Source organism: Paenarthrobacter sp. 2TAF44 (genome assembly GCF_052114885.1).
GTDB lineage: Bacteria > Actinomycetota > Actinomycetes > Actinomycetales > Micrococcaceae > Arthrobacter.
The window spans coordinates 74500-99413 of sequence record NZ_JBFRFP010000006.1; the positions used below are offsets into that span (position 1 = coordinate 74500).

A 24914-nucleotide genomic window follows, 5' to 3' on the forward strand; every position below is an offset into this window, starting at 1 on the left:
TCTTGAAGGTCATTATGGTCATGTTCGATAGCCTCAATAGGAGGTTCCTGCCACCGTACGGAGGTGACTGGACCGAAGCCCCGAATTTCTCCCGCCTTGCCCGCCGCGCCGCCACCTTCGATAACTGTTACGCCGGCAGTATGCCCTGCATGCCCGCCCGCAGGGAACTTCACACCGGACGTTACAACTTTCTCCACCGCTCCTGGGGACCGCTCGAGCCATTCGATGACTCGATTCCCGAAATGCTCAAGGAGAACGGGGTGTATTCCCACCTTGTCACCGATCACCAGCATTATTGGGAGGACGGCGGAGCGACCTATCACAGCCGATACTCCAGCTTCGAGTTCTTCCGCGGACAAGAAGGAGACCCGTGGAAAGGCCAGGTGCAGGATCCGCCGGGAATCCCGGGCGACCTCAAACGGCAACGCGATAGCACCTACCGCCAAGACCTGGTCAACCGGCAGTACATGAAGAACGAGGCCGATCACCCCCAGACCCGCACCTTCGATGCAGGACTTGGATTCATTACAACCAACAAGGACAGCGACAACTGGTTTCTTCAGATCGAGACCTTTGACCCCCACGAGCCCTTCTTCAGCTACGACCAATACCGCAAGTACTACGAACATGAATACACCGGCCCGCACTTCGACTGGCCCGACTACAAACGCGTAATCGAAACCCCTGAACAGGTCCAGCATGCCCGTTCCGAGTACGCCGCACTGCTCACCATGTGCGACCGTTCCCTGGGACGGGTCCTTGACGCCATGGATGAACACGCCATGTGGGAAGACACCCTCTTGCTCGTGTGCACGGATCATGGATTCCTACTCGGCGAGCACGGATGGTGGGGGAAGAACGTTCAGCCCTGGTACGACGAAACCATCCGCACCCCCCTGTTCGTCTGGGATCCACGGTCCGGAATAAAGGACCAACGACGGGAAAGCCTTGTTCAAACAATCGACCTGGGCCCCACCGTGCTGGATGCCTTTGGCATTCCCCCCACCAGCGACATGCAAGGCCTCTCACTCTCCGAAACCGTGCGCCGTGACTCCCCGGTGAGGGAATCAGCGCTCTTTGGAATATTCGGTGGCCACGCGTGCATCACCGACGGCCGGTACGTCTACATGAGAGCAAGCGTTGATGAGTCGAATGAGCCCCTGTTCGAGCACACCCTGATGCCGAACAACATGCGTCAGCGGTTCCCCGTCGAAGTGCTGCGCCAAGCCGAACTCGTCGAACCGTTCCCCTTCACCAAAGAAGCCCCACTACTGAGGATGCCCGGAGAGTCCGTGACCAGTCCTTGGGCGTACGGAACACTTCTGTTTGACCTCCAGGAGGACCCCCACCAGCAGCACCCGATCATCGACGACACCCTGGAACAAATGATGGCCGAAAAGCTCCGCGACCTTCTGGTCGAATCCCAGGCGCCGCCCAGCCAATTCCACCGGCTCGGCCTTCCTCCGAACGGACCCCTAACCCAAGACGACCTTCTCATCAGAAGACACTGGGCACAGACGGCCTCCACGAGTTCGGGGCTGGGCGGACGGGCACAGTTTCCACAGGGAGCGGCTGTGGCAGAAGCCCCGCCACAAATATTCGCCAAAAAACTATGAGTCCAGTTGGACGAACACAACTAGTTCCTAACCGATGAAAACCCACCCCACTGGAAGGTCATGAATTGACTCAGGCAACGACGCCTCACGGCGTGCATCTCGAGTACGACACATTCGGAGACTCCGAGAACACACCTATGCTCCTCATCCAAGGATTAGGGGCTCACATGCTGGGCTGGCACGTCGACTTCTGCCGCGAGCTAGCAGGGCATGGATTCTTCGTTATTCGGTTCGATAATCGCGATGTAGGTCTCTCGGATAAATTTCCGGACCAGCCCTATGGTCTGGCTGAGATGGCGAACGACACGGCCGGCCTTTTGGAGGCACTGGGTATTGAGGCCGCGCACGTTGTAGGTCAATCGATGGGAGGCATGATCGCCCAACAGCTCGCCACCCACTTTCCATCTCGCGTCCTATCCCTCGCCCTTATCTACACCACTCCAAATATTGAGCACCTAATTGGTGCCCAGAGGCTAAAAGAGCGGTCAGAAAACCCACCCGCAACCAATCGCGAGGAAGCCGTCGAGATGCATGTCCGATATCAGGAGCCTTGCGCCGGGCCAGCGTACCCAGCCGATATTGACTGGCTCCGCACCCTCGGAGGACTCATGTATGAACGAGACTACTATCCAGATGGCGCCGAGCGGCATCGACAGGTCATAACAGGGGTGAAAGATATGCGTGACGATCTAGCCCGCATCAGAGTTCCAACGACCCTCATTCATGGTGATTCCGACGCAGTTATAGATATGGGAGGGTCCCTGGCCATTGCCGAAGTAGTTCCCCAAGCCACGCTTGTGATCTACCCGGGCATGGGCCACCAGCTTCCACGTCCGTTGTGGCCAGACATTGTCGCCCGCATCGCCGAAAACACAACATCGGAAGAGCCCGGACGCGGAAGCTGACAACACACATGGAGCATAGGCAAGCGGTGCCACTCTTATCACGTCTAATGAGAGCTTCGAGACGCCGGTATTTGACATTTCATCAAGCCATATGCCGTGTTTACCGCCATCAAAACCTTACGCCCGAGAGAACTTCGCGCTCCTCCAACACGTGCACGAAAGAATGTCTGGCAGCCAATTCGGCGACCTGAACTGCACTCCCTAAGGGGTAAATTCATGGAAACTTATACCGCCAAACCCTATTCTCGGTTCGTCTCAATAGCTCGGCGTCAAGACTTGGAAGCTGCACTGGATAAGGCCGTCTATCGGGCAATTGCTGAAGCCATAGTTTCCCCATCCGGGGCATACTCGTAACCCGGCACGACGACAAGTCGTTCACGGTGGCACTGAGCGACTCTGTTCCGTTCGGCGCTACCCGCGAGCTGGACCTCAGGGAAAAACTAGGTTCGGCACCCAAGGCCGAGCCTCCTCGTTCTCCGACGAGCCGGCCACGCTACTAAACAGCAAGGATTAAGAATCGAATGTGTGGACGATCGGGATTGTCCGTCGCGCGGTGTGTGGGTCCGGCGCTTTCATTATTGGGTGGCTCCTTCGAACCGACCGGCGAAGGTAATCGCGAACGCGTTCAGCGCAGGCTTCCACCTCATCACCAAACGTGCCCGATCGCCGCCGCGCGGTTCAAGAGACCTGGTGACCAGATACAGGCATTTCAGAGCAGCGGCCTCGTTTGGAAAGTGCCCGCGGCCCCCACGGTCCGCCGGTAGCGGGCATTGATGGACTCGATCGCATTCGTTGTGCAGATCACCCGCCGGATCTCCACGTCGTACTCCAAGAACGCCACGAACATTGCGCAGAAGGACTCCCCAGAGGCGCACGATTGCCGGATCTCGCTGGCCCCAATCGGCCGTGAACTCGGCGAACCGGTCCCGCAAACCATCCACGACCAAGGACGTCACCATGCCAATCGATCCGATCCTCGCCCAGTTCCTGCCGAGGCCTGCGCTCGAAGCCGGGACAGACTTCACGAATCTGCGCGAACAGCATAATGCCGACGGGGACGCGATGACGCTCCAAGTCGCGGAACCGGGGCCAGAGGTAGCCGACCGTCGGGTGGTCACGATTCCCGTCGCGGACGGCACGATCGAACTGATCGTCTTCCGTCCAACACTGGAGGAAGCACTCCCCGCCCACATATACATCCACGGTGGCGGATGGGTGGCCGGTACGGCGCACAGTCTGATCGTCGACATCGTGTGCCGGGAGCGAGCGGTCGGAGCGCATTGCGTCGCCATCGCGGTCAACTACCGCAAGGCGCCTGAATTCCCGTACCCCATCGCTCTCATGGACTGTGAAGCTGCCCTGACCTGGGTGCACGAGCACGCAGAAGAAATCGGTGTAGACCTCTCAATCATCACTGTCGGCGGAGGCTCCGCCGGCGCGAACCTCGCCGCTGCCCTGACCCTCAAGGCTCGGGATAACCGTGGCCCGAAGATCGCGTTCCAGCTGCTCGAGGTTCCCGCCCTCGACTTGACCCTTTCGCTGCCCTCCCACTTGGACCCGGATCTAGGCACGAACTACGCACTCCATCGTTCAGACGGCGATGTGCTGATCGATGCCTACCTCGGCGAAGATGGCGACCGGCAGGATCCCTATGCCTCTCCCCTTTATGCGGGGAACTTCAGCGGGCTCCCGCCGGCACGGATTCTATCCGCTGAATTCGACATGCTCAGGGACGATGGCGGCGAGTACGCCCAACGGCTCCGCGAAGCAGGGGTCCCAGTCGAGTTCACCCTCGAGCCGGGACATGTGCACAATTCAGCTAGTTTCACGAAGATCATGCCAGCAGCACGTGCGTGGCGTGAGTCCGCCGTCGCTGCCCTTCGAGCTTTCTTCTGGTCAACGGAACCCCGACCATCCGGTGGCGAGGAGTTCCAGGAGCTTGAAGACGAGCTCAACTTCACCACTTCCGCCGCACTCCAGCAAGAACTCTGAGCAGATCGCCGAGGCGCCTTTTCGGTGGCCGAGAGCGACCAGCGGGTGACGCAGGAATCCGCCTGCGGCACCCACAACCCAATAGACCGCCCATCCGTTCTGCGAGGTCTAAGAAGAAGGGAACAGGGATGTTCGCGAGCCATATCCTTCACCAGATGGCATCAAGCCCTGCCAGGTCCCGCGTCCTGCGGCTACTCTTCGAAGGACCACAGTCGCCGGGCACCATCGCAGCCGCACTCAACATAGCCCCAGGGACCGCATCCAATCACTTGGCAGCACTGCACGGACTCGGTCTGGTCACTGCCGAAGCGTGTGGACGCAGGCGGTTCTACTCGGCTGTTCCCAATGGCGCCCAAGCTCTGCTCGAAGAAATCCGTGGGCCTGCCAATGACCCTGCTGCCGACCTCGATAGGAGGTGAAGGATCCCGCAAGGAGCCGAATATATCGGACCTGGTCGCCCTGCCCGTTAAGCCGATTCATCGCCGGACGCGCCGCGTTCGCCTGAACAACACATCCGCAATGCTGCGGAACCCCGTTCCACCCCACGCTTACTACCCCATCCCAAAGGCAACCCCATGACCTCAGGCAACAATGTTCCCGTCATTCTCGGCGGCGCGCGTACCCCCTTCGGACGCTTCCGCGGCGGACTCGCCTCCCTCTCCGCCAGCGACTTGGGCGCCCATGCCATCCGCACTGCGCTGGAACGCTCCGGCGTCGCCGCGCACCAGATCGAAGCCGTAATCATGGGGCAGGTCATCCAGGCCGGGGCAGGCCAAGGCCCCGCCAGGCAGGCAAGCCTCGTCGCCGGCATTGGCTGGGACGTGCCCACCGTGACGGTCAACAAGCTTTGCCTCTCCGGTCTCACAGCCGTGATCGACGCGGCTCGGATGATCCGGGCCGGTGAGGCCGACTTCGTCGTGGCCGGAGGCCAGGAATCCATGACCAACGCCCCGCACCTGGTCAAAGGCATTCGCGGAGGCGTCACCATCGGCGACACGCCCATGGTGGACTCCCTGAACCATGACGGCTTGCAGGATCCCTTCAGCGGTGAACTGATGGGCACCGCCACGGACGCCGGAAACACCACCCGCGGCATTAGCCGTAAAGAACAGGACGAGGTCGCCGCCCGCTCCCACCAACGCGCCGACGCCGCCCGCACGGCCGGAATCTTCGCCGAGGAAATCGCCCCCCTCGAAATTGCACAGCGCAAGGGGCCGGCCTTGGTGCTCGACTCCGATGCGGGCATCCGTCCGGGAACGACGGCGGAGCTGCTGTCCCAGCTCAAACCCGCCTTCGCGAAGGGCGGGGAGGCGACCATCACCGCCGGTTCCTCATCTCCGCTCTCCGATGGAGCCGCAGCGGTGATCATCGCCAGCAAGGCGGCAGCCCAAGCGGCCGGCCTGGAATGGATCGCCGAAATCGGCGCCCACGGACAGGCGGCCGGCCCCGATGCCTCCCTGCACTCCCAGCCCTCCCGGGCCATCGAACACGCCCTCAAGCGTGAAGGGCTCGCCGCCGAAGACCTGGACCTTATTGAGATCAATGAAGCTTTTGCCGCCGTCGTCATCCAGTCCGCCAGGGACCTCGGAATCAGCACGGACCGCATCAACACCGAGGGCGGCGCCATCGCGCTCGGACATCCGGTAGGCGCCTCCGGTGCCCGGCTGGTCCTCCACCAGGCGCTGGCACTCAAGCGCCGCGGCGGCGGCACCGGCGTCGTTGGCCTTTGCGGCGGCGGCGGACAGGGCGACGCCCTGGTCCTGAAGGCATAAACCAACTGCACTATCCCTAACCAAGGACAATCCACCATGACAAACCCGCCAGCCAATGACGGCTACGGCACCATCTCCGCCGCGGCCATCCTCGCCGAGGCTGCGGCTCGCATTCCGCACGTTACCGCCCTCGTCGTCGGGGATGAAGAGACCACCTACGGGGAACTCTGGGAGCAAACCCGCGGCTACGCCGGGGCACTGCGTGCCCGCGGCATCGGACCGGGAGACCCCGTCGCCATCCTCATCCCCAACGTGGCGGACTTCGCCCGCGTCTACTACGCCGTCCTCGCGCTCGGAGGGGTCGTGCTCCCCATCCACGCGCTGCTGAAGGGCAGCGAAATCGAGTACGTGCTGCGCGACAGCGGAGCCAGGCTGCTGATCTGCGCCGCCCAACTGCTCGGCGAGGGCGCCCCAGGCGCCGCAGCGGCCGGCGTCGAGGTGCTGACAGTACTGGCACCGGAGAGCGCTGAACGTCCCGCCCGCCTGGAAGCCGAAGTAGCGGCCGCAACCCCCATCCAAAGCTATGTCCCGCGCAGCGCACAGGACACCGCGACCATCCTGTATACATCCGGGACCACCGGGAAACCGAAAGGCGCCCTCGGGACGCACTTCGCCCTGGTGGAACAGGTCAATGTGCTGCTGACCGGCACTTTCGACCTCCGGCACGGCGATAAAGTGTTCGGCGGCCTGCCGCTCTTCCACACCTTCGGCCAGACCTGCGTGCTCAACGCCGGCCTGCGCGCCGGCGCCACCATCGTTTTGTGCCCCCGGTTCACCGGGGAGGCCGCGCTGCGGCTGCTGCACAAACACGAAATCAACGTGTTCTTCGGCGTGCCCACCATGTATGTGGCGCTGCTCGAAGCCGCCAAGGCCAATCCAACCCGGCCCCAAGGACTTCGCTACGGAATCTCCGGCGGCTCCTCGCTGCCAGTAGCCGTACTGGAAAAATTCCGTGAGCACTTCGGGGCGGAGATCCACGAAGGCTACGGCCTGACCGAGACCTCCCCGGTAGCCAGCTTCAACCACGTGGGCACAACACCGAGACCCGGTACCATCGGCACCCCCATCTGGGGTGTCGATGTCGAGATCGCCCGTCCGGAAATCACCGACAGCATTGAACTGCTGCCCCGTGGCGAACTCGGAGAACTGGTCGTGCGGGGCCACAACCTGTTCAAGGGCTACCTGAACCGCCCCGACGCCACCGCCGAAGCCGTCGTGGAGGGATGGTTCCGCACCGGAGACCTCGGAGTCAAGGACAGCGACGGCTACCTGAGCATCCTGGACCGCAAGAAGGACATGATCATCCGGAACGGCTACAACGTCTACCCACGCGAAGTCGAAGAAATTCTCAACCAACACCCCCAGGTAGTCAGTGTCGCCGTCTTTGGCGTTCCCCATGAGGTCCACGGACAGGAAATAGCCGCCGCAATCGTTCCAGCCCCGGGCAGCACCATCACAGCGGACGAACTCGGCGCTTACGCAAAAGAGCGGCTGGCAGCCTACAAATACCCCCGCATCATCGAACTCATGACCGAACTGCCACTGGGCCCCAGCGGGAAGATCCTCAAACGCGAACTCGCCACCCACTATGCAGAAAACCCAGCCTCCCCTGCTGTCCTTCCGGAAAGCGCAACAAATTGAGCTACACCGATTACCGGGAACTGGCCGGACACGCCCCCACGAGACCATCATCCAGTCCCGACTGCGCGAGATCCCGCTCCCAGGAGCAGGGACCTGAGGAAAAACCAGGGGCGGGACTTCGCTTTCCTGCCGTGTTGCCGCAGGTACTCTCCTCGGTCGTCGCTGGCGGCCACATCACGTGGCTCGGAGGCTACCCGGCCCCCTTGATCTTCGGCACGCTCTGCGCTGCCGTCGCCGGAATCATGGCGATGCGCGCATCCTGTCCGTTCTCTGACATACAAACCACCGCTCTTGAAAGAACCGTCTGCATGACGATCACGATGAGGAAGGTATGTACAAAGATGTTCAATTTTCTGCCCACCGGCGCGAGGGCCACGTCAGGCTCACACACGGTTCCCCGAAAGCCTGTCGGGGAGCGCCTTAGCGACCTGCTCTTCCGTGGTCGACGACGACCACCCAGGTCCATGGATGGAGGAAGGCGTCTAACCACGGCCCCAAGGCTACGGACGGTGACCAAAGTTGTCGCCATGGTCACCGCAGGCCTCCTAGTAGCAGGGACTGCCGTACCCGCCGCCCATGCCGATGTCGGCTTCTCGGTGCAGACTCTGCATTCAGGGTCACAGGCCTGCAGAACGGATCCAGCTGTGACATCATTGGTGACCTCTACCTCCCTTACGCGAGCCGCACGAAGCGGGTTCCCGCGCTGCTGATGACCAACGGTTGGGGTAACTCGAAGGACACGCAGGATCCGGCCAATCTCGCCATGGTTTTCGCCAGGCGCGACTACGCAGTGCTTGCATACTCGGGGCTCGGGTTTGGCGGTTTGAGCTGCTCAGTGACCCTCGACGATCCGGGCATCGACGGCCAAGCTGCCAGTCAGCTCGTCAGCTACCTCGGGGGCGCCCCGGCGATCGCCTACACTAACGCGGCTCACACGATTTCCGCACCTCCGCTCAACGTCGTCGTCCACGACCAAAAGGACCTTGATGGCATCGCCCGGGCCTACGACCCGCGGGTCGGTATGTTAGGTGCCTCCTATGGCGGTGCGATCCAGTTTGCAGCGGCAAGCGTCGACCATCGCATCGATGCGATCATTCCCATCGACACGTGGAACGGTCTGCCCTCCGCACTCGCTCCGAACAGCACCGCCCAGACTGCGGGTGTCACAGCCTCCACTCCGGGAGCGGCGAAGTCTGTCTGGCTTGCCAGGCTGTTCGCAGTAGCAGAAAAGAGTTACCTCACTAGTCCAGTGGATCCGTCGACCATTGATTCCTGCCCTGGCTGACCGACGTCTTCTGCTCGGCGGTCAACTCCGGTCTTGCGACGGGCTACTTCCCACCGGACGTTACGGGCGCTCTCGAACGCATCTCGGTGGCCTCCTTCTACTCAAGCATCAAAGGCACCGGCGATGCTGGTCCAGGGAGAACACGACTCCTTGTTCCCGCTCAACCAGGCCGTTGCCACGTACCAGGCCCTGAAGAGGCAAGGCACACCGGTGAAGATGATGTGGATCTCACATGGCCATGACAGCACCAGCATGGACGCTCCCGGAGAGCTCACAAAGAGCAACCCCAGTTTCACTACCGACTACGTCATGGTCCGCTTCGCTTACTGGTTCGACCACTACCTCAAGGGAGGCCCGAAAAATACAGGGCCCGAGTTCGAGTACATGCGCGACTGGGTCGCCTTCGCCGGCTCGGCCGCCCCGCCTACGGCAGCGCATCCTCCTACCCAGTGGCGAACGCCCTCAACCTATATCTGGCGGGCAGCGGAACACTCGCCTCCAACCCGGACGCTGTAGTGAATGGCACACAAGAATGCCTCGCACCTGCAGCCGGCGTCCCCACCGTCATCGAACCGCTCAACGCAAGCAATGCCGCCTCCACACTGGCAGGCGGGCACCGATACCCGCACCGAAAGCAGATGTCCCAGGCACAACGGCCACATGGACGACCCCGACAGGAGCCCCTGCCGTCGTGCGCGATCTCGCCGGCAGGGCCCTCCCTGGCTGCTGCCCGCAGTCGGGCCGCCGCAACACCGCGCGGACGCTCGCCTCCGGCAAGGCGGTTGATCCGGCCCGCCATAACTTCTAGACCACGGTAAAAATTGAAATTTCGGCTCAGGGCTCCGAGTGGATGAATCGACTCGAGGAGGACACCCGAGGGACCGTGGCTGTACCAGCAACGCGCGCAGTTCAAAAAATTTGGCATGTTCGTCGCGCATCGTGAAGATGGCGTTGATGCTTGCGGAACCGCCCGGAGACAAGGGGCAGCGGGAACCGCCCTGTCGGGAGCGCCACATGGCTGGCTGATCCGACAAACTGCAGCCGGGGTGACTATCGATGCGACAGTCACCCCGACTGCTTTTTCCCACCGCCGTTGCTTCTTATCCGCGGCGCTGGTGTGATTTGAAGAAGTCCCACATCGTCTGGGATGCGTTGATCTCCGGGGTCGAGTAACCGGCGCCGTAGGCTTCGAAGGGAACAGCGCTGCCCGGCCAGGTGTGGCCACCATTGGCAACTTCGTAGAGCACTACGTCGGCCTGCTTCGAGCACTTGCTCCAGGTGTACTGCTTGACGTCGGGGCTGTACTGGGTGACAACAGGACCTACACGACAATCGTTCAAGTGAGCCCATTCCTGCGCGGCGGCCTGCGTGCTGTAACCCCAGCGCGGATCGGTATTGCCCTGATACGGATTGACCGGATCCGCGGTGCCATGGAAGGTCACCACCGCAACCGGATGAGTCGGCTCGCAGGTGCCCGGCGCGGGCACCAAATAGTCCGGCGCGGCGCTGCGTCCTGCACGAAGCCCGGCCACCGGTGCGATGGCCGCGAAAACATCGGATGCCTCGCATGCCAGTGCTGATGCCATGCGCCCACCACCGGAATAACCGGTCGCGTACACCCGGCGTCCATCCACGCACGCGGCACCGTCTATCTGTTTGACTACGGCTCGTAGGAACGCCACATCATCACGTGCGTCAGGGGATGGCAAATTGCCCAGCGTGAGTGGGACCCCCGGCACGTTCCATCCCCAGGTGGCTCCGGATGGTCCATCTGCTGCGAAGGGAATGTTCCCCTCCGGGGTGGCGACGATGAAGCCTTCCGCATCTGCGATCTCCGCGAGTCCGGATACGTAGGACTGTGAGGCGGCATTGCTATCGGACCCATGGAGGTCAAGCACAAGGGGGAGCTGCTTATGCGAAGGAGCGGAGGGCACGTGCACCTGCACGTTGAACGGCTCACCGCCGAAATCCACCACAAAGTTGGAGCTGCCGATGGGTAAGGCACGGGTGCACGCCGACGGGCCGTTGCCCGCAGGTTGCCCGGCGCTCGAGGCAGGGGCAGCGGTGGCAGCGGGCACGGTGAGCAGACTCCCGATGGAGACGGCGACGGCTACCGTCGCACTGACGAGCGCTTTGCGTGCCGCTGACCCCCGTGTGAGGGATATTTTCCGAACCGACATATGATCTCCTTTGGTCACGCGATGTATGTGAATGTCAATCAAGGCGGGCGCAGAGGTGCATGAGCTGGCTCATGACATTGAGGTCCAGCGGAAAAGACCCGACAATTTGCATGCTTGATTTTATAAATCAATCAAAACTTGCGCGCGCTAGTCCTGAAGGTACGCTCTCCTGAGCCAGCTGACAACCGTGCGTTCTTCCCAAACAGCTTGACGATGAAGTCTTCGATGGACACACAGCCAGGCGATCTTCCCGCCGCATCGCAACCTCTCAGGCGACGTTTGTTGTCGGAATGATCGTGTGTAGAGCCTGGTCTTCGTCCGTGTCCAACGATTTCGTCCGATTCCCCTGCCAGCCTCCTACGCGCCTAGTTAAAGCCGAAAAAGGGAAATTCCGCCAACCTGGGGGTTTCTCGACCTGCCCGCCTCCCCACGCGGATAGTCGCGCCCCACCTGTTGTCAAACACCCAGCGTTCGACCTTGTCTGCGCCTGCCGTTCCTACCCACGAAGAAGGCTTGGGCCGGGAGGACTGTGACAGCAGACAGGTCGTTGGCTGCGAAGACAAAAGGCGGTCAGCTCAAGGGAGGACATTTAACGGGACAGCCATGTCTCGCGCCCGGAGTTTCGCCTTGCTTTGCTCCAATGTACCGGCACCCCAAAACTCATACGCGTGAGATCGGTGCCAGTGTCGGGTCACCCGCAGTGGGCGGCCTGTTCGTAAGCCGTCTCACCGAAGCCTCGGCACGAGAAGTCATGACGCCGGCAGCTCTGCCCCAGTTGCACACTCTTCTCCCAATCGAAAAGGCCGGGTGGTCGCTAATAGGCGCTGAACCAACGACGGTCACGACAACGGAGCCAGGACCACCAGCATCTGAGGGACCGCCCCTGGCAGGCGGTCCCTCAGATCGTTCATACGGCCTGATGCTTGTCTTGTGAGGAACGGGGATTCCAGTCCTGTGCGCTGATATTCGCCGCGGTTACGTCGTCGTCATACACCCCGATTCCCGTCATCCCCGCGTGCGCCTCCGCCCCCGCGATGCGCTGTCGTGTTTAATTCCTGCCGGGCCGGGCCCCATAGGAGCCGAGCCCTGAGCCTTTGCAAGCGTCACCGGCGCGTCAAGCCCTGGCGAGCCAGCCGTCACCTCCATCGTCGCCGCTCGTGTGTCCGGTTAGGCTGGACGGCCACAAACACTTTCCGGTATGCATCGAATTCATCAAAGAGCACGGCCGCTTCAGGCGCGCAAGCCACCATCACGCCCGGTCGTGCCGCAACCCGCACGACTGGAGGGAGGTAGGGCACGTCCTGGCGACGTTGTTGGTCCTAGACGTTCCGTCTGTCGCAACCCTCTGCGCGCGGGGGACAGTGCATCGCCCGCTGCTAGCTGACCACGGCCACTACGAGGTCGACTCAGGAGCACCCGCTACGCCCGGGTGTGAGAAATTTCACGTCTTAACTTGCGCGCGCTAACTGGCGTCCGTATAGTCGGATGAGCTACGCAGATAGCGCGCGCTAGCGTGTGCGTACATCGCGCGACGCCGACGGCCTCGCCGGTAGCCATCCAAAGCAGACAAGGAAGTCAACGTGAACATGAGATACAGGCGTCTCGCGGCGGTTGTTGCCGCTGTTACAGCGCTCGCGCTCGGAGGATGTTCCTCCACAGGTGACACCGGACCAGATGCAAATAAATCCGCGATTAAGACGCTTCGGTTGCCACTCTCAACCGCGCCCGGGAACTTCCAGATCGGGAACTGGCCAGGCGGCGAGGCCTACATGTTCCTCTCGGTGTACGACACCCTTGTCGGTCGCGGCCTCGACGGAAGCGTCGTCCCTGCGGTTGCAGAGTCGTGGAAATACTCGGAGGACCAGAAGACACTGACGTTCAAGATTCGTGAGGGTATGACCTTCACAGACGGGGAGCCCGTCGACGCCAATGCGGTTGTGGCCTCGCTCGAGGTGGCCAGAACAGGCCCCGCCTCGGCCAGTTCCCTTACAAAGATCGCCGGTGTGGAAGCTCCGGATGAGTCAACTGTGGTCCTGGACCTGTCTGAACCGGATGCGGCGCTACTTCCCATCCTGAGCAGCAATATCGGGGGCATCGGTTCTCCGAAGGTACTCACCGATGAGAGCTCGAAGCTAAAGCCCGTCGGATCCGGACCCTACGTCATCGATGACGCTGCAACCACAGTTGGCGCTGTCTACACCCTGAAACGCAACCCTGGCTACTGGAACTCCAAGGCATACCCTTACGACACCGTTGAGTTCCGTGTGATCGAAGACCCGGTTGCACAGCAGAACGCGATGCAGGCCGGCCAGCTGGATTTCGTCAACATCTCCGCTGACCAGAGGAGCCAGTTTCCTGAGGACAAGTTCACCGTTGGAGAAGGCACACCATCGGGTATCGCCGCGCTGTGGTTGATCGACCGAAACGGGGACATCATTCCCGCACTGAAAGACAAGCGCGTCCGCCAGGCAATTAACATGGCGTTCGATCGATCACTGATCGCGAAGTCTCTCGGTGAAGGCGGCACCTACCCCTCCAATCAGTTGGTGAGTCCACGCGGCAAGGTCTTCAGTGAAGATCTTTTGAAGGTCAATGACTACGATCCCAAACAAGCCAAAGCGCTTCTGGCCGAAGCCGGCTACGCCGACGGGTTTGAGATGAAAATGCCCAGCACTGCCCTGACGACGACCTACGAGTCAGCGATCGCGCAGGCGCTCGGTGATATTGGCATCACAGTGACGTGGGAACCCATCCAGTTCCAGGATCTGTTCCCCAAGATTTTTGCGGGTAACTACGGTGCGTACTTCTTCTACAACGGCCTCACAAGCAATGATGCCCAGGACTTGGCGGGAAGCCTGGTCGGAATCTTCAACCCCTCCAACAACACGTCTCCCGAGTTGACCGAGCTTATGAAGGCTGCGAACAGCGCACCTATTGAGAAACAGGCCGATGCATTCCGAGCGGTCAACGAGTACCTGGTAGAGGATGGCTGGGCTGCACCGATCGGCTACACCTCGGGGTTCTACGCCACGACGAAGGATGTCAAGTACACCCCGCCCTTGGTAAATGGACAGACTGTCCTGCCCTTCGCCCCGGCAGGTTCATAGAAACATCAGTTAGGTGGCGTGGAGCGTCGCTCCACGCCACCCTTCATAGGAGCGAATGAATGTTCTCTTTCATGATTCGGCGATTAGGGCATGGCGTGGTCTTGATCCTCATCGTTACTGCAATCACGTTCTTTCTTACGTACGGCGCGGGTATCCCTGTAGCCACCAACATCCTCGGTAAGAACGCAACACCTGAAGCAATCGCCAAGTTGGAAGCCCAGCTGGGCCTTGACCTTCCAATGGGTCAGCAGTACCTCAACTGGCTTATCAATGCGGTGCAGGGGGATTTGGGCCGGTCGTATTTCTCGAATGAACCCGTGGTGGATGCCATGGCAACGCGGCTGCCGGTCACGCTGTCCATAGTCTTCGTCGCTGCCGCCCTCATGCTGATCCTCAGCACAATCCTCGGGGTGGCCTCGGCCGCACGTCCGGGCATCCTTGACAACATCCTGCAATTCATCTCGGTAATTACCTTCATTTTCCCGACATTGATCCTCGGTCTCGGAATGGTATTTCTCTTCGCGGTCTCCTTGAAATGGGTTCCAGCAGTCGGCTATACGGACCTGAGTGATTCGCCAACGCGTTGGTTCGCGGGAGTCATTCTGCCCGCCATCGTCCTGGCAATCGGCGGGATTGCAGCCCTCGCCGCCCAAATCCGCGGTTCGATGATCGACGAGCTTGAAAAGGACTACATCAGGACGTTGCGCAGTAGAGGAGTACCCGAACGCTCACTGTTGTTGAAGCACGCACTGCGAAACGCTGCCAGCCCAGCCTTCACCACCTTCTCCCTTCAATTCATCGGCATGTTTGGAGCAGCTCTCTTCGCCGAGAAAATTTTCGCTCTGCCGGGGTATGGAACATATGGCTACCAAGCGACCGTCACCGGAGACCTTCCTGCGCTCCTTGGCGCATCCCTCTTCGGAATCCTTATCGTCGTTGTTGTCAACCTCCTGGTCGATCTTGCCAACGGCTGGCTCAACCCCAAAGCGAGGCTCACATGACAGTCCCCGAACGCCAGGCAACCCTCGATGCAAATCACGTTGAAGAACGTCGCAAAGGATCGTTTGCCCGTATGCTCAGAAACCCACTTGGCCTAGGGGCACTTGTCCTTCTGACCGCTGTGGTCATGCTCGGGTTACTGGAACCTGTGCTGAGCGCGCACGACCCAAATTTCAGTTCCCTGACGGCGGTCAACACACCGCCTTTCTCCCCGGACTACTTACTCGGTGCTGACCAGTACGGACGCGACATCTGGTCACGCAGTCTGGTCGCAATCAACGTCTCCGTCATTTCAGGGCTGCTCGGGGCAGGTGTGGCAGTATCCATCGGTACGGTGTTCGGGCTCATTTCCGGCTATGTAGCCAAACGCACAGACGCAGCCTTGTCCTGGCTGTTCAACCTGGTCATGACCTTCCCGGCACTGATCCTTGTCATGATTCTCTACCCCATCACCGGCGGCGACTACAAGATCATGATGGGCGTCTTCGGGATCTTCATCTCGGCTGGCATTTTCCGTCTGGTCCGCAATCTCGTCCTCGGCGTGCGGAACGAACTATACGTGGACGCCGCGCGCGTAGCGGGGCTCTCCAACGTCCGCATCCTTTCCCGTCACGTTCTCTACGCCGTTCGAGGCCCCATCATCATCGCCTCCGCGTTTCTCGCCGTCGCCTCCATTGGCATCCAGGCAGGCCTGGCATTCCTTGGGCTAGGGTCCAGCCAGCTACCGAGCTTCGGCTTGATGGCGGGAGCTGCGTTCTTGAACATTTACCAGCATCCAATTCAGATGCTCTGGCCCTCCCTCTTCCTGGCCGTCATGACCGGCGCTTTAGTGATGCTCGCCAACGCCTACCGGGACTCCCTCGCAGCTCCAAACGCCGTACCCAAGAAGCCGCGCACGCACACAGTAGTGCCGCCAATAGAAGAGACTGGTGCCACTGATAGCGCTGCAAGCATTGATGGCAACCAGGATCAAGCCAGAAGCAAAGGCAACCTGCTGACGGTTCGAAATCTTCGAGTCGAGTATCCGCAGGCCGATGGCACCTACAGGAGTGTCGTCAAAGGAGTGTCGTTGGACGTCAACCTGGGTGAAGTCGTGGGTGTCGTCGGAGAATCCGGGTCAGGAAAGACCCAGACAGCCTTCTCCATTCTCGGCCTATTGCCCCGCCAAGCCCGGGTCAGCGCCGATTTACTCGAAATTGCAGGCGAACCGATTTCCGCGCAGGATGACCGCACACTACGGCGCATGCGGGGCAGTGCCCTTGCATACATTCCCCAGGAGCCTATGTCGAACCTGGATCCGTCCTTCACCGTCGGTAGCCAACTCATAGAACCCCTGACAGCTGGTATGTCGAAGAAAGAAGCGCGGGCCACCATTCTGGCCCTGCTGGCTCGGGTCGGCATTCCCGATCCTCTACGAACCTTCAAGTCCTACCCTCATCAGATATCCGGTGGCATGGCCCAACGCGTCCTTATCGCCGGGGCTGTTTCATCGCGGCCAAAGCTGCTCATCGCTGACGAACCCACCACTGCCCTGGACGTGACGGTGCAAGCTGAGATCCTTGACCTTCTGCGTGATCTCCAAGGCGAGTTCGGCATGGGAGTCCTCTTGGTAACGCACAACTTCGGGGTTGTCGCCGATCTCTGCAATCGAGTGGTTGTTATGAAGGACGGGGAAATGGTGGAGTCGGGCGACGTGAGATCTATCTTCCACGCGCCGTCCAAGGAATATACCCAACAACTCATCGCCGCGATTCTGGATGAGAACACGACCCGCTCTGACCCGCCCGCAGCGGCGCCGTCTGCACTGAACAAGGAGCATGCTCGATGAGCAACCCACTGCTAAAAGTCTCCGACCTCCGTCTCCGATACCCTGGCACCGGGTTCCGCACAGCGTCACCGGAGGTGCTCCGCGGCGTTTCCATCGAAATCACCCCCGGTGAGACGCTCGGCGTCGTAGGGGAATCCGGCTCGGGAAAAACCACCCTTGGGAGGGCGGTATTGGGTCTCGCTAGACCGACCGGCGGAACGATTAAGTTTGACGGGCGCGACATCACCCACATGAACCCCCGCGAACGGCGACCCCTCGCCCGCGACATTCAGGTGATTTTTCAGGATCCGTACACGTCCCTGAACCCCTCCCTTCAGATTGCTGACATCCTCACTGAGCCGCTCATCGCCCAAGGAACGTCCTCACAGGCGGCTCGCAACTCCGTGCGGCAACTGCTGGACTCGGTCGGACTGCCGGCTAACGCCGCCCAACGCTACCCGAAAGAGTTCAGCGGCGGGCAACGGCAAAGAATTGCTATTGCCCGAGCTGTGGCTCTTAAACCACGCCTTATCGTGTGTGATGAACCCGTTTCGGCTTTGGATCTGACCACCCAGTCACGAGTGCTCGATCTACTCATCGACTTGCAACGCCAAACCGGCGTCGCCTACCTGTTCATTACGCACGACCTGTCAGTGGTACGGCATATCAGCCACCGCGTCACGGTGATGTATCAAGGCGAATTGGTCGAGACCGGTCAAACCCCAGAAGTCACCACCAACCCGCAGCACGAATATACACGGAGCCTGTTGCTCGCCTCGCCGACAGCTGACCCCGACCGCCAAGCTGAGCGACGTGCTGCACGACGCCTCCTTCGTTTGGCGAACTCCTAGTCAATAATTCATATGTAGGTTGGGGCGCCAAGGGCAGTGGGGAGCGGCCCGCATGGTGGTTGCGAGGGCCGCTTGAAGGGGTGGCGCCCGGTGTTGGCTGCTGGCGAGTCTTTAGCGACTGCAATGGTCAGACTGAAATGCGCTGGATGGGTGTCGCATGACGATTGTGCGAGCAGGAGCGTGGCGGTGTCTAAGTTCGAAGCATCGGCAATGGTTCAGGTTCACCAATGCCGGGCACAGGTGCGCCCAGAGAGGAGCGGGCTACTCCAGCCTGGCGTGGCGCAGGTTCTTGGCGTGCGGTCTTCCCACCAACCCCGCATCGCCGGCGGGTCGCTGCTGTGGCAATTGTTGCATCGAGGCGAAAGGCCATGCTCGTTCTGCCGGCCGCGCTTCACCGGTGTGGACACAAAGGCAAAAGACCTCATCGCAATGAATCGATACAAAGTTACTTGCGCGTGCTAGCTCTGCGGGTGTACGCTCTCGTAAGCCAGCTCACAGTTGTGCATCCTTATTAGTAGACATTGACGATGGAGTCTTCGATGGCAATACGCCCAGGCGATCTTCCCGCCGCCCCTCAGCCTCTGCCGACCGCGCCGGGGGCGCTGGCGGAGGTTATGCAGAACGCACCGCAACCTCCGGCTGAACAGAAAGCCAGCACCTCGTACATCTGGTTCCAAGTACTGGGTCAATTCGGTGTATTCGTAGCATTCATCACGCCTCTGGCGATTTCATTGGCCATTCGTTTGGCGGAGCTGGCGCCGGGCCGTGACGAGTATCTGGGATACATCACCGGCGCTGGATCCTTGGTAGTGATGGTCACAGCTCCGCTTCTGGGTGTGCTCAGCGACCGAACGCGCTCACGAATTGGACGTCGTCGTCCGTTCATGATCGGCGGCATGCTGGTGGGCATCCTTTCACTCTTCGTTATGGCGATGGCACCAAGCGCGCTGGTTCTCGGCATCGGCTGGGTCCTCGCGCAGCTCGGCTGGGGTCAAGTCCTTCAGGCCCTGCTGACATCCATGGCCGATAAGCTATCGGAAACCCAGCGAGGGAAAGTCGCCGGCCTTGCAGGTTTCGCCACCCAGGTGGCGCCCGTTGTAGGTGTTGTAATCGCTGGCAGCTTCGCTGCTGATGCGCTTCTGCTCTTCCTGCTGCCCGGTTTGGTCGGCGTGATCTTTGTGACCCTCTTTGTGTTGTTCACGAAGGAAAACGACACCCGAAACGCCCGGTTCGACGAGAAACTGTCCCTGGGTACGCTGTTCAGCAAGTACCTGTACAACCCCCGCTCGTACCCGGACTTCTCATGGGTATGGCTTGGCCGGTTCCTCTTCTACTTCGGTCTTACCTTGAACACCACGTTCACGGCGTTCTTCTTCGCTGAGCGTCTCGGCGTCAGTGTTGCCGATTCCGCACCCATCATCGCCACCATCAGCCTGATCGGGATTGTTGCTACAACCGCCGGTGCCATTGGAGGCGGATTCCTCTCAGACAAGCTGCGTCGCCGGCGCGTCTTCGTCCTTTACTCAGGTGTTCTTTTCACACTGGGCACGGTTGTCATGGCCGTTGCCTCCGACTTCACTCTGCTGGTGACTGGTTCGATGATCGTGTCTGCGGGAATCGGCATGTTCTCGGCAATCGACCAAGCCCTCATCCTGGATGTTCTGCCGGAGAAGGACACCAACGCCGGACGATTCATGGGCATCATCGGCTTCGCAGTGTCGATCCCGCAGGCAGTTGCACCCTTTATTGCACCGGCATTCCTCGCAATCGGAGTCGTAGCGGGTGGCGAAAAGAACTACACCCTGCTCTACCTCATCGCCGGCGTCTTCACCCTCATAGGCGGCATGGTGGCCATGCGCGTCCGCTCAGTCCGCTAACCCAACCAGCCAGCCAATACCCAGCGTTACAAGGAGTTCCACAATGACCGCCGACTGGTCCGCATCTTTCATCACCCCCAAGCATTCAACAGGCGAACCCGGAGAGCCCGCTTCGTATCTTCGTCGTGAATTCGAAGTACCCGAACTGCCGGTCAAAGCAACGCTCCACAGTACAGCTGTAGGCCTGATCGAAGCGCACGTCAACGGGAACGTTGTGGGAGATGAGGTCTTGACGCCCGGCTGGACTTCTTATCGCCATCGACTCGTTGTCAGCAGCCACGACGTCACGTCGCTGATCACCCCGGGAGTCAATGCGCTGGGCGCAATTATGGGGGAGGGGTGGGCGCTGGGACGCCTCGGCTGGGAGGAAAAACGCAACCACTATTCGGAGCGGCCAGCCGCCTGGTTGCAGCTTGATGTGGAGTACGCCGACGGCCGGACAGAACGGATCACTACAGATGGTTCGTTCCGGGCCGGAACCGGTGCTGTGCTCGCGAACAGCATTTACGACGGCGAAACTTACGATGCGCGTCTGGAACCCTTCGGGTGGGACAAGCCTGGGTTCGACGATTCGCAGTGGGCCGCTGTTGAAATCTTCGACTGGCCGCTCGAAGCACTCGTGGAGCCCACAGCTCCGCCCATCCGGCGGATCGAAGAGCTGGCTCCCGTGGAAATCCTGACAACGGCCTCAGGGCGCACCGTGGTGGACTTCGGCCAAAACATCTCAGGTTGGGTACGGCTCGACGTCCAAGGTCCAGCCGGTACGACAGTGACGCTTAAGCACTCGGAGGTGATGATTGCCGGCGAAGCGGACTTCGAGACGATCCGGACAGCAGCGGCCACTACCCGGTACACGCTGCGCGGAGAAGGACGCGAAATCTGGGAGCCCCGCTTCACGTTCCATGGATTTCGCTACGTCGAGATCGACGGTTGGCCCGGAGTGTTGACCTCCGAGTCTCTGCGGGCCGTTGTTGTCCACTCCGACATGACCCGCATCGGGTGGCTCGAGACATCAAATCCGTTGCTGAACCAGCTGCACTCCAACGCGGTCTGGTCCATGCGGGACAACTTTGTTGGCGTCCCCACCGACTGTCCCCAGCGCGACGAACGCCTTGGCTGGACCGGTGACATCAACGCGTTCGCCCCCACTGCGGCGTTCCTCTACGACGTCCGCGGTGTCCTCGGATCCTGGTTGAGCGACCTCGCCGTTGAACAAAAGGAAAGTGGCTATGTGCCATGGGTTGTCCCTGATGTGCTCTCCACGCCATCTTCCCCGACGGCGCTGTGGAGCGATGTCGCAGTCAGCCTTCCCTGGGCGCTCTACAGGGAATATGGCGATGAACAGATCCTTGCGGACGCTTATGGTTCGATGACCGCCTTCATCCGTCAGGTTGCCGGCCTGCTGGATGACAACGGATTGTGGAGTACTGGCTTCCAGTACGGTGACTGGCTCGATCCGGACGCACCGATCGACAACCCGGCCGGTGGTAAAACCGACAGGCATCTTGTCGCTGCAGCCTACTTGTGCCGCACCACCCGGGAGATGGCTGACACCGCAGCCATCCTCGGACACGAGGCAGACGCCGTCGAATTCAATGCCCTTGCTTACCGCGTCCGCGGAGCGTTCCTGGACGAGTTCGTCAGCAAGACCGGCAGGGTTGTCAACGAGACCGCCACAGCATACGCATTGGCGATCACCTTCAATATTCTCGACGACACCCAGAAAGCGCATGCAGGTGACCGGCTGGCGGAAATCGTAGCCCGCGCCGGCTACCGCATCTCAACAGGCTTCGCCGGCACGCCGCTGGTCACCGATGCCCTCTCTGTCACAGGTCACCTCGACGAGGCTTACCTTATGCTTCTGGAAACGGGCTGCCCGTCCTTCCTGTACCCGGTGACGATGGGCGCCACCACCATTTGGGAGCGTTGGGATTCGGTACAGCCTGACGGGACCATCAACCCCTCCGGAATGACCTCCTTGAACCACTACGCCCTCGGGGCGGTTGTGGACTGGATGCACCGAACCATTGGTGGGCTGAACGCCGTCGAACCTGGCTACCGACGCATGCGAATCGCACCCCAACCGGGCAAACATCTCACTTCCGCAGACCTGAAACATGTCACCCCGCACGGGGAAGTGCGCGTGAATTGGAGCGTGAAAGAGGGCACAGCCCTGCTGGACGTGGCCATTCCGGAGGGGACCAGCGCCGAGGTGGTCCTGCCCCTGCACCCGGATGGGCTGAGAGTAGAGATTGCAGCTGGTGAGCATCAATGGAGTTATGCGGCTGAAATTGCCTCGGCCCGGACCACCTTTGACCTGGACTCAACCATTCGCGAGGTTGCCGAGGATCCGGCCGCATGGCGGCTGTTCAGCAACACCTTCGCTAGCCATTACCCCGGTGTTCCTCTGGACGGCAAGGACCCGGAAGCCGCTGCCATGTCCATCCGCACGCTGCTCGAATACATCCCCGGTGCCTCGGACCAGTTCCGCTCTGACCTTTCAGAGTCACTGGCAGCTGCATCGAACGGAGACAACTGATGACCCTCCACGACGATGCAGCCGGCGCCACCAAACAAGAACGAACAGAGGACCCATTGCCTGTACTGCCCTTCCGTGAATCCACACTGCCAGTGGAGGTCCGCGTCAAAGACCTCCTTGGCCGGCTCACTCTTGAGGAAAAAGCCGGTCAGCTGACACAGTATTTCTACACCGGGGACGGGGAGCCGATTCCGGACGATTTTGACATCGAGTCCCTTCCCCCTGAGCACCGTGTCCACATCAAGCTGCCGCAACTGATTGAGGAGGCCGTAAGCGCAGGAAAGGCCGGTTCCCTTCTCTTTATCCGGAACCCGGAACTCGCGAACCGCCTGCAGCGCCGCGCTGTAGAGGACAGCCGGTTTGGCATTCCGCTCCTCTTTGGGTTCGACGTCGTGCATGGGTGGCGGACCATTTTCCCCGTGCCAATCGCCATGGCTGCTACTTGGTCCGAAAATGTGATCGAAGCGGCGCAGACAGTGGCAGCACGGGAGGCCCGTGCCGCGGGCGTGCACTGGACTTTCGCCCCCAATGTCGACATTGCCCGGGACCCTCGCTGGGGACGCATCGTCGAAGGAGCAGGCGAAGACCCTGTCCTTGGTGCCGCCGTAGCCGGCGCTAACGTGCGCGGCTTCCAAGGTGACCTCGGCCCCGAGCGGATTCTCGCCGGGGTGAAGCACTTTGCAGGCTACGGGGCGGCCCGCGGGGGCAGGGATTACGACGACGTCGACATCTCCGACGCTGAACTTTGGAACGTGCACATCCCGGCGTTCCGCGCCGCTATCCACGCCGGGACGTCGAACGTGATGAGCGCCTACATGGACTTCAACGGGGTTCCAGTCTCTGGAAACCGCCAACTGCTCACCACCATCCTTCGGGACCAGCTCGGCTTCGATGGCTTTGTGGTTTCTGACGCAAACGCCGTGCGGTCTTTGGAGACGCAGCACTTCGCCAAGGATCAGGCAGATGCCGCCGTGCGAGCGGTGACGGCGGGCCTGGATATGGAAATGGCCATGATGGAACCCGCGTACACACGGCTTCCGGAAGCAGTCCAAAACGGTACCCTCAGTGAGAACGTGCTGGATGCCGCCGTCGAACGCGTCCTCACTGCCAAGTTCCGGCTGGGCTTATTCGAGAACCCCTACACTGAGGAATCTGCCACAGAGGCGGTCCTCGCTGCGCCAGAGCACCGCGAACTGGCCCTGACCGTTGCTGAGCAGTCCATGGTGCTGCTCAAGAACGATGCGGATGCGCTTCCCCTGGATGGCGAATCCCTTCGCAAAATTGCTGTCATCGGCCAACTGGCCCAGGCCTCACGGGACGCTCTTGGACCTTGGGTCTTTGACCATGACGTGACGGAGACCGTGACCATTGTGGACGGTCTCCGCTCGGCGCTGGAGGGGTCCGCAGAAGTGCTGCACGAACCCGGAGCGGGTATTCCTGAGCGTTTTTACCCCACGCCTTTCGATCAGTTGGACACCTCCATCGAGCGGACACCGGATGATTACGACGACGACGCCGCGATCGATCACGCCGTGGAGCTCGCCTCCAGTGCCGACGTCGCAATCGTGGTTGTTGGCCAGCGGCAGAACCAGATTGGCGAACGGGCGTCCACAAGTACGCTGGATTTGCCGGGTCGCCAGCTTGAACAACTGCAGCGCATCCACGACACGGGCACCCCTGTGATCCTCATTGTCATGTCTGGCCGGCCGCTGGACTTGCGATGGGCGGATGAGCATATCCCTGCCATCGTTCAGACGTGGTATCCCGGTACCCGGGGCGGGGACGCGGTGGCCCGTACGCTGCTTGGCGCTGTCAGTCCGGCAGGGCGGTTGCCCTTTACGTGGCCCCAACACGTAGGTCAGGTGCCGCTTATCTACTCCCATCACCGGACCTTCGAACCGGAGCATCAGCAGTCCCGCTACTTCGAAGGATCCAATGCGCCGTTGTATCCCTTCGGCCACGGCCTGTCCTATGCCAGCTTCAAGTACGGCAATCTCTCAACCGGGCAGGCGGCAATCGCCCGAGGCGATGTTGTTACCGTCAACTGCGACGTGACCAACGTGTCGGACCGGGACGCCGATGAAGTGGTCCAGCTGTACATCCACCAACGCTACGGGACCTCCTCCCGACCCGTCCGGGAACTCAAGTCCTTCCAGCGGATCTCGCTTAAGGCAGGCGAAACCCGCACCGTGGAGTTTGAGCTGGGACCGGACCAACTCCGGTACTGGAGTGCAGCCACCCGCGACTACGTTCAAGACGCTACAACGATCGATATCTGGGTCGGCGGAGATTCCGAGGCTGACCTGGCGGCAGTACTGGAAATCACGTAAGCCGTTGCTTCGA

The 24914-nt window shown here is 60.9% G+C and carries 17 protein-coding genes and 1 pseudogene; 15 read left to right on the forward strand and 3 right to left on the reverse strand.

The window, feature by feature from the left end:
• The first annotated feature begins 2 nt into the window (after window positions 1-2).
• Window positions 3-1616, forward strand: coding sequence for a sulfatase (locus AB4Z15_RS08150; RefSeq protein WP_442016878.1), 1614 nt, complete (start codon window positions 3-5; stop codon window positions 1614-1616).
• 137 nt (window positions 1617-1753) lie between these two features.
• Window positions 1754-2521, forward strand: coding sequence for an alpha/beta fold hydrolase (locus AB4Z15_RS08155; RefSeq protein WP_442016949.1), 768 nt, complete (start codon window positions 1754-1756; stop codon window positions 2519-2521).
• A gap of 575 nt (window positions 2522-3096) precedes the next feature.
• Here AB4Z15_RS08155 and AB4Z15_RS08160 read toward each other — a convergent pair.
• Window positions 3097-3444, reverse strand: a pseudogene (locus AB4Z15_RS08160) (transposase); the annotation flags it as partial.
• Between the two features lie 34 nt (window positions 3445-3478).
• On the opposite strand from AB4Z15_RS08160, the gene AB4Z15_RS08165 reads away from it, so the two are divergent.
• From AB4Z15_RS08165 to AB4Z15_RS08180, 4 genes are all read left to right on the forward strand, one after another.
• Window positions 3479-4513, forward strand: coding sequence for an alpha/beta hydrolase (locus AB4Z15_RS08165; RefSeq protein WP_131134368.1), 1035 nt, complete (start codon window positions 3479-3481; stop codon window positions 4511-4513).
• A gap of 155 nt (window positions 4514-4668) precedes the next feature.
• Window positions 4669-4932 (forward strand): helix-turn-helix domain-containing protein, encoded by a 264-nt coding sequence (locus AB4Z15_RS08170; RefSeq protein WP_165478337.1) that lies wholly within the window; start codon window positions 4669-4671, stop codon window positions 4930-4932.
• Between the two features lie 156 nt (window positions 4933-5088).
• Window positions 5089-6285, forward strand: coding sequence for an acetyl-CoA C-acyltransferase (locus AB4Z15_RS08175; RefSeq protein ID WP_131134370.1), 1197 nt, complete (start codon window positions 5089-5091; stop codon window positions 6283-6285).
• 36 nt (window positions 6286-6321) lie between these two features.
• The gene (locus AB4Z15_RS08180; protein WP_442016879.1) at window positions 6322-7926 is read left to right on the forward strand and encodes a long-chain-fatty-acid--CoA ligase; all 1605 of its coding nucleotides are present in this window, start codon (window positions 6322-6324) and stop codon (window positions 7924-7926) included.
• Window positions 7927-8116: 190 nt separating this feature from the next.
• On the opposite strand, the gene AB4Z15_RS08185 is transcribed toward AB4Z15_RS08180, so the two are convergent.
• Window positions 8117-8302 (reverse strand): hypothetical protein, encoded by a 186-nt coding sequence (locus AB4Z15_RS08185; RefSeq protein WP_442016880.1) that lies wholly within the window; start codon window positions 8300-8302, stop codon window positions 8117-8119.
• A 276-nt stretch (window positions 8303-8578) separates the two neighbouring features.
• On the opposite strand from AB4Z15_RS08185, the gene AB4Z15_RS08190 reads away from it, so the two are divergent.
• Together AB4Z15_RS08190 and AB4Z15_RS08195 are read left to right on the forward strand one after the other, a co-directional pair.
• A complete protein-coding gene (locus AB4Z15_RS08190) occupies window positions 8579-9211 on the forward strand; it encodes a CocE/NonD family hydrolase (RefSeq protein ID WP_442016950.1) in 633 nt (210 codons plus the stop codon).
• A 33-nt stretch (window positions 9212-9244) separates the two neighbouring features.
• Window positions 9245-9727: an alpha/beta hydrolase family protein gene (locus AB4Z15_RS08195; RefSeq protein WP_442016881.1), complete on the forward strand. Its 483-nt coding sequence runs from the start codon at window positions 9245-9247 to the stop codon at window positions 9725-9727.
• Between the two features lie 584 nt (window positions 9728-10311).
• Here the strand turns inward: AB4Z15_RS08195 and AB4Z15_RS08200 are convergent.
• On the reverse strand, window positions 10312-11391 hold the full coding sequence (locus AB4Z15_RS08200) for an extracellular catalytic domain type 1 short-chain-length polyhydroxyalkanoate depolymerase (protein ID WP_442016882.1): 1080 nt from the start codon (window positions 11389-11391) through the stop codon (window positions 10312-10314).
• Between the two features lie 1586 nt (window positions 11392-12977).
• Between AB4Z15_RS08200 and AB4Z15_RS08205 the strand changes: the two genes are divergently transcribed.
• The 7 genes from AB4Z15_RS08205 (at window position 12978) to AB4Z15_RS08235 (ending at window position 24901) form a co-directional block, all read left to right on the forward strand.
• Complete coding sequence (locus AB4Z15_RS08205) at window positions 12978-14498, forward strand: ABC transporter substrate-binding protein (protein ID WP_242633469.1); 1521 nt, start codon at window positions 12978-12980, stop codon at window positions 14496-14498.
• Between the two features lie 59 nt (window positions 14499-14557).
• Window positions 14558-15499: an ABC transporter permease gene (locus AB4Z15_RS08210; protein ID WP_131134376.1), complete on the forward strand. Its 942-nt coding sequence runs from the start codon at window positions 14558-14560 to the stop codon at window positions 15497-15499.
• A gap of 71 nt (window positions 15500-15570) precedes the next feature.
• Window positions 15571-17325, forward strand: coding sequence for a dipeptide/oligopeptide/nickel ABC transporter permease/ATP-binding protein (locus AB4Z15_RS08215; RefSeq protein ID WP_442016883.1), 1755 nt, complete (start codon window positions 15571-15573; stop codon window positions 17323-17325).
• Entirely contained in the window at window positions 17322-18155 is an 834-nt protein-coding gene (locus tag AB4Z15_RS08220; RefSeq protein ID WP_131134378.1) for an ATP-binding cassette domain-containing protein, read from the forward strand. The genes AB4Z15_RS08215 and AB4Z15_RS08220 overlap by 4 nt, the downstream gene beginning before the upstream one ends.
• A gap of 539 nt (window positions 18156-18694) precedes the next feature.
• A complete protein-coding gene (locus AB4Z15_RS08225; protein WP_442016884.1) occupies window positions 18695-20032 on the forward strand; it encodes an MFS transporter in 1338 nt (445 codons plus the stop codon).
• Between the two features lie 43 nt (window positions 20033-20075).
• Window positions 20076-22571, forward strand: coding sequence for a glycoside hydrolase family 78 protein (locus AB4Z15_RS08230; protein ID WP_131134379.1), 2496 nt, complete (start codon window positions 20076-20078; stop codon window positions 22569-22571).
• Window positions 22571-24901, forward strand: coding sequence for a glycoside hydrolase family 3 N-terminal domain-containing protein (locus tag AB4Z15_RS08235; RefSeq protein WP_442016885.1), 2331 nt, complete (start codon window positions 22571-22573; stop codon window positions 24899-24901). Before AB4Z15_RS08230 ends, AB4Z15_RS08235 begins: the two co-directional genes overlap by 1 nt.
• The last annotated feature ends 13 nt before the right edge of the window (window positions 24902-24914 follow it).

Bases quoted from the DNA above. Each gene is read 5' to 3' on its own strand.
- AB4Z15_RS08155 (WP_442016949.1), top strand. From the start codon at position 1,754: ATGCTCCTCATCCAAGGATTAGGGGCTCACATGCTGGGCTGGCACGTC.
- AB4Z15_RS08165 (WP_131134368.1), top strand. From the start codon at position 3,479: ATGCCAATCGATCCGATCCTCGCCCAGTTCCTGCCGAGGCCTGCGCTC.
- AB4Z15_RS08170 (WP_165478337.1), top strand. From the start codon at position 4,669: ATGGCATCAAGCCCTGCCAGGTCCCGCGTCCTGCGGCTACTCTTCGAA.
- AB4Z15_RS08175 (WP_131134370.1), top strand. From the start codon at position 5,089: ATGACCTCAGGCAACAATGTTCCCGTCATTCTCGGCGGCGCGCGTACC.
- AB4Z15_RS08180 (WP_442016879.1), top strand. From the start codon at position 6,322: ATGACAAACCCGCCAGCCAATGACGGCTACGGCACCATCTCCGCCGCG.
- AB4Z15_RS08200 (WP_442016882.1), bottom strand. From the start codon at position 11,391: ATGTCGGTTCGGAAAATATCCCTCACACGGGGGTCAGCGGCACGCAAA.
- AB4Z15_RS08205 (WP_242633469.1), top strand. From the start codon at position 12,978: ATGAGATACAGGCGTCTCGCGGCGGTTGTTGCCGCTGTTACAGCGCTC.
- AB4Z15_RS08210 (WP_131134376.1), top strand. From the start codon at position 14,558: ATGTTCTCTTTCATGATTCGGCGATTAGGGCATGGCGTGGTCTTGATC.
- AB4Z15_RS08215 (WP_442016883.1), top strand. From the start codon at position 15,571: ATGCTCAGAAACCCACTTGGCCTAGGGGCACTTGTCCTTCTGACCGCT.
- AB4Z15_RS08220 (WP_131134378.1), top strand. From the start codon at position 17,322: ATGAGCAACCCACTGCTAAAAGTCTCCGACCTCCGTCTCCGATACCCT.
- AB4Z15_RS08225 (WP_442016884.1), top strand. From the start codon at position 18,695: ATGGCAATACGCCCAGGCGATCTTCCCGCCGCCCCTCAGCCTCTGCCG.
- AB4Z15_RS08230 (WP_131134379.1), top strand. From the start codon at position 20,076: ATGACCGCCGACTGGTCCGCATCTTTCATCACCCCCAAGCATTCAACA.
- AB4Z15_RS08235 (WP_442016885.1), top strand. From the start codon at position 22,571: ATGACCCTCCACGACGATGCAGCCGGCGCCACCAAACAAGAACGAACA.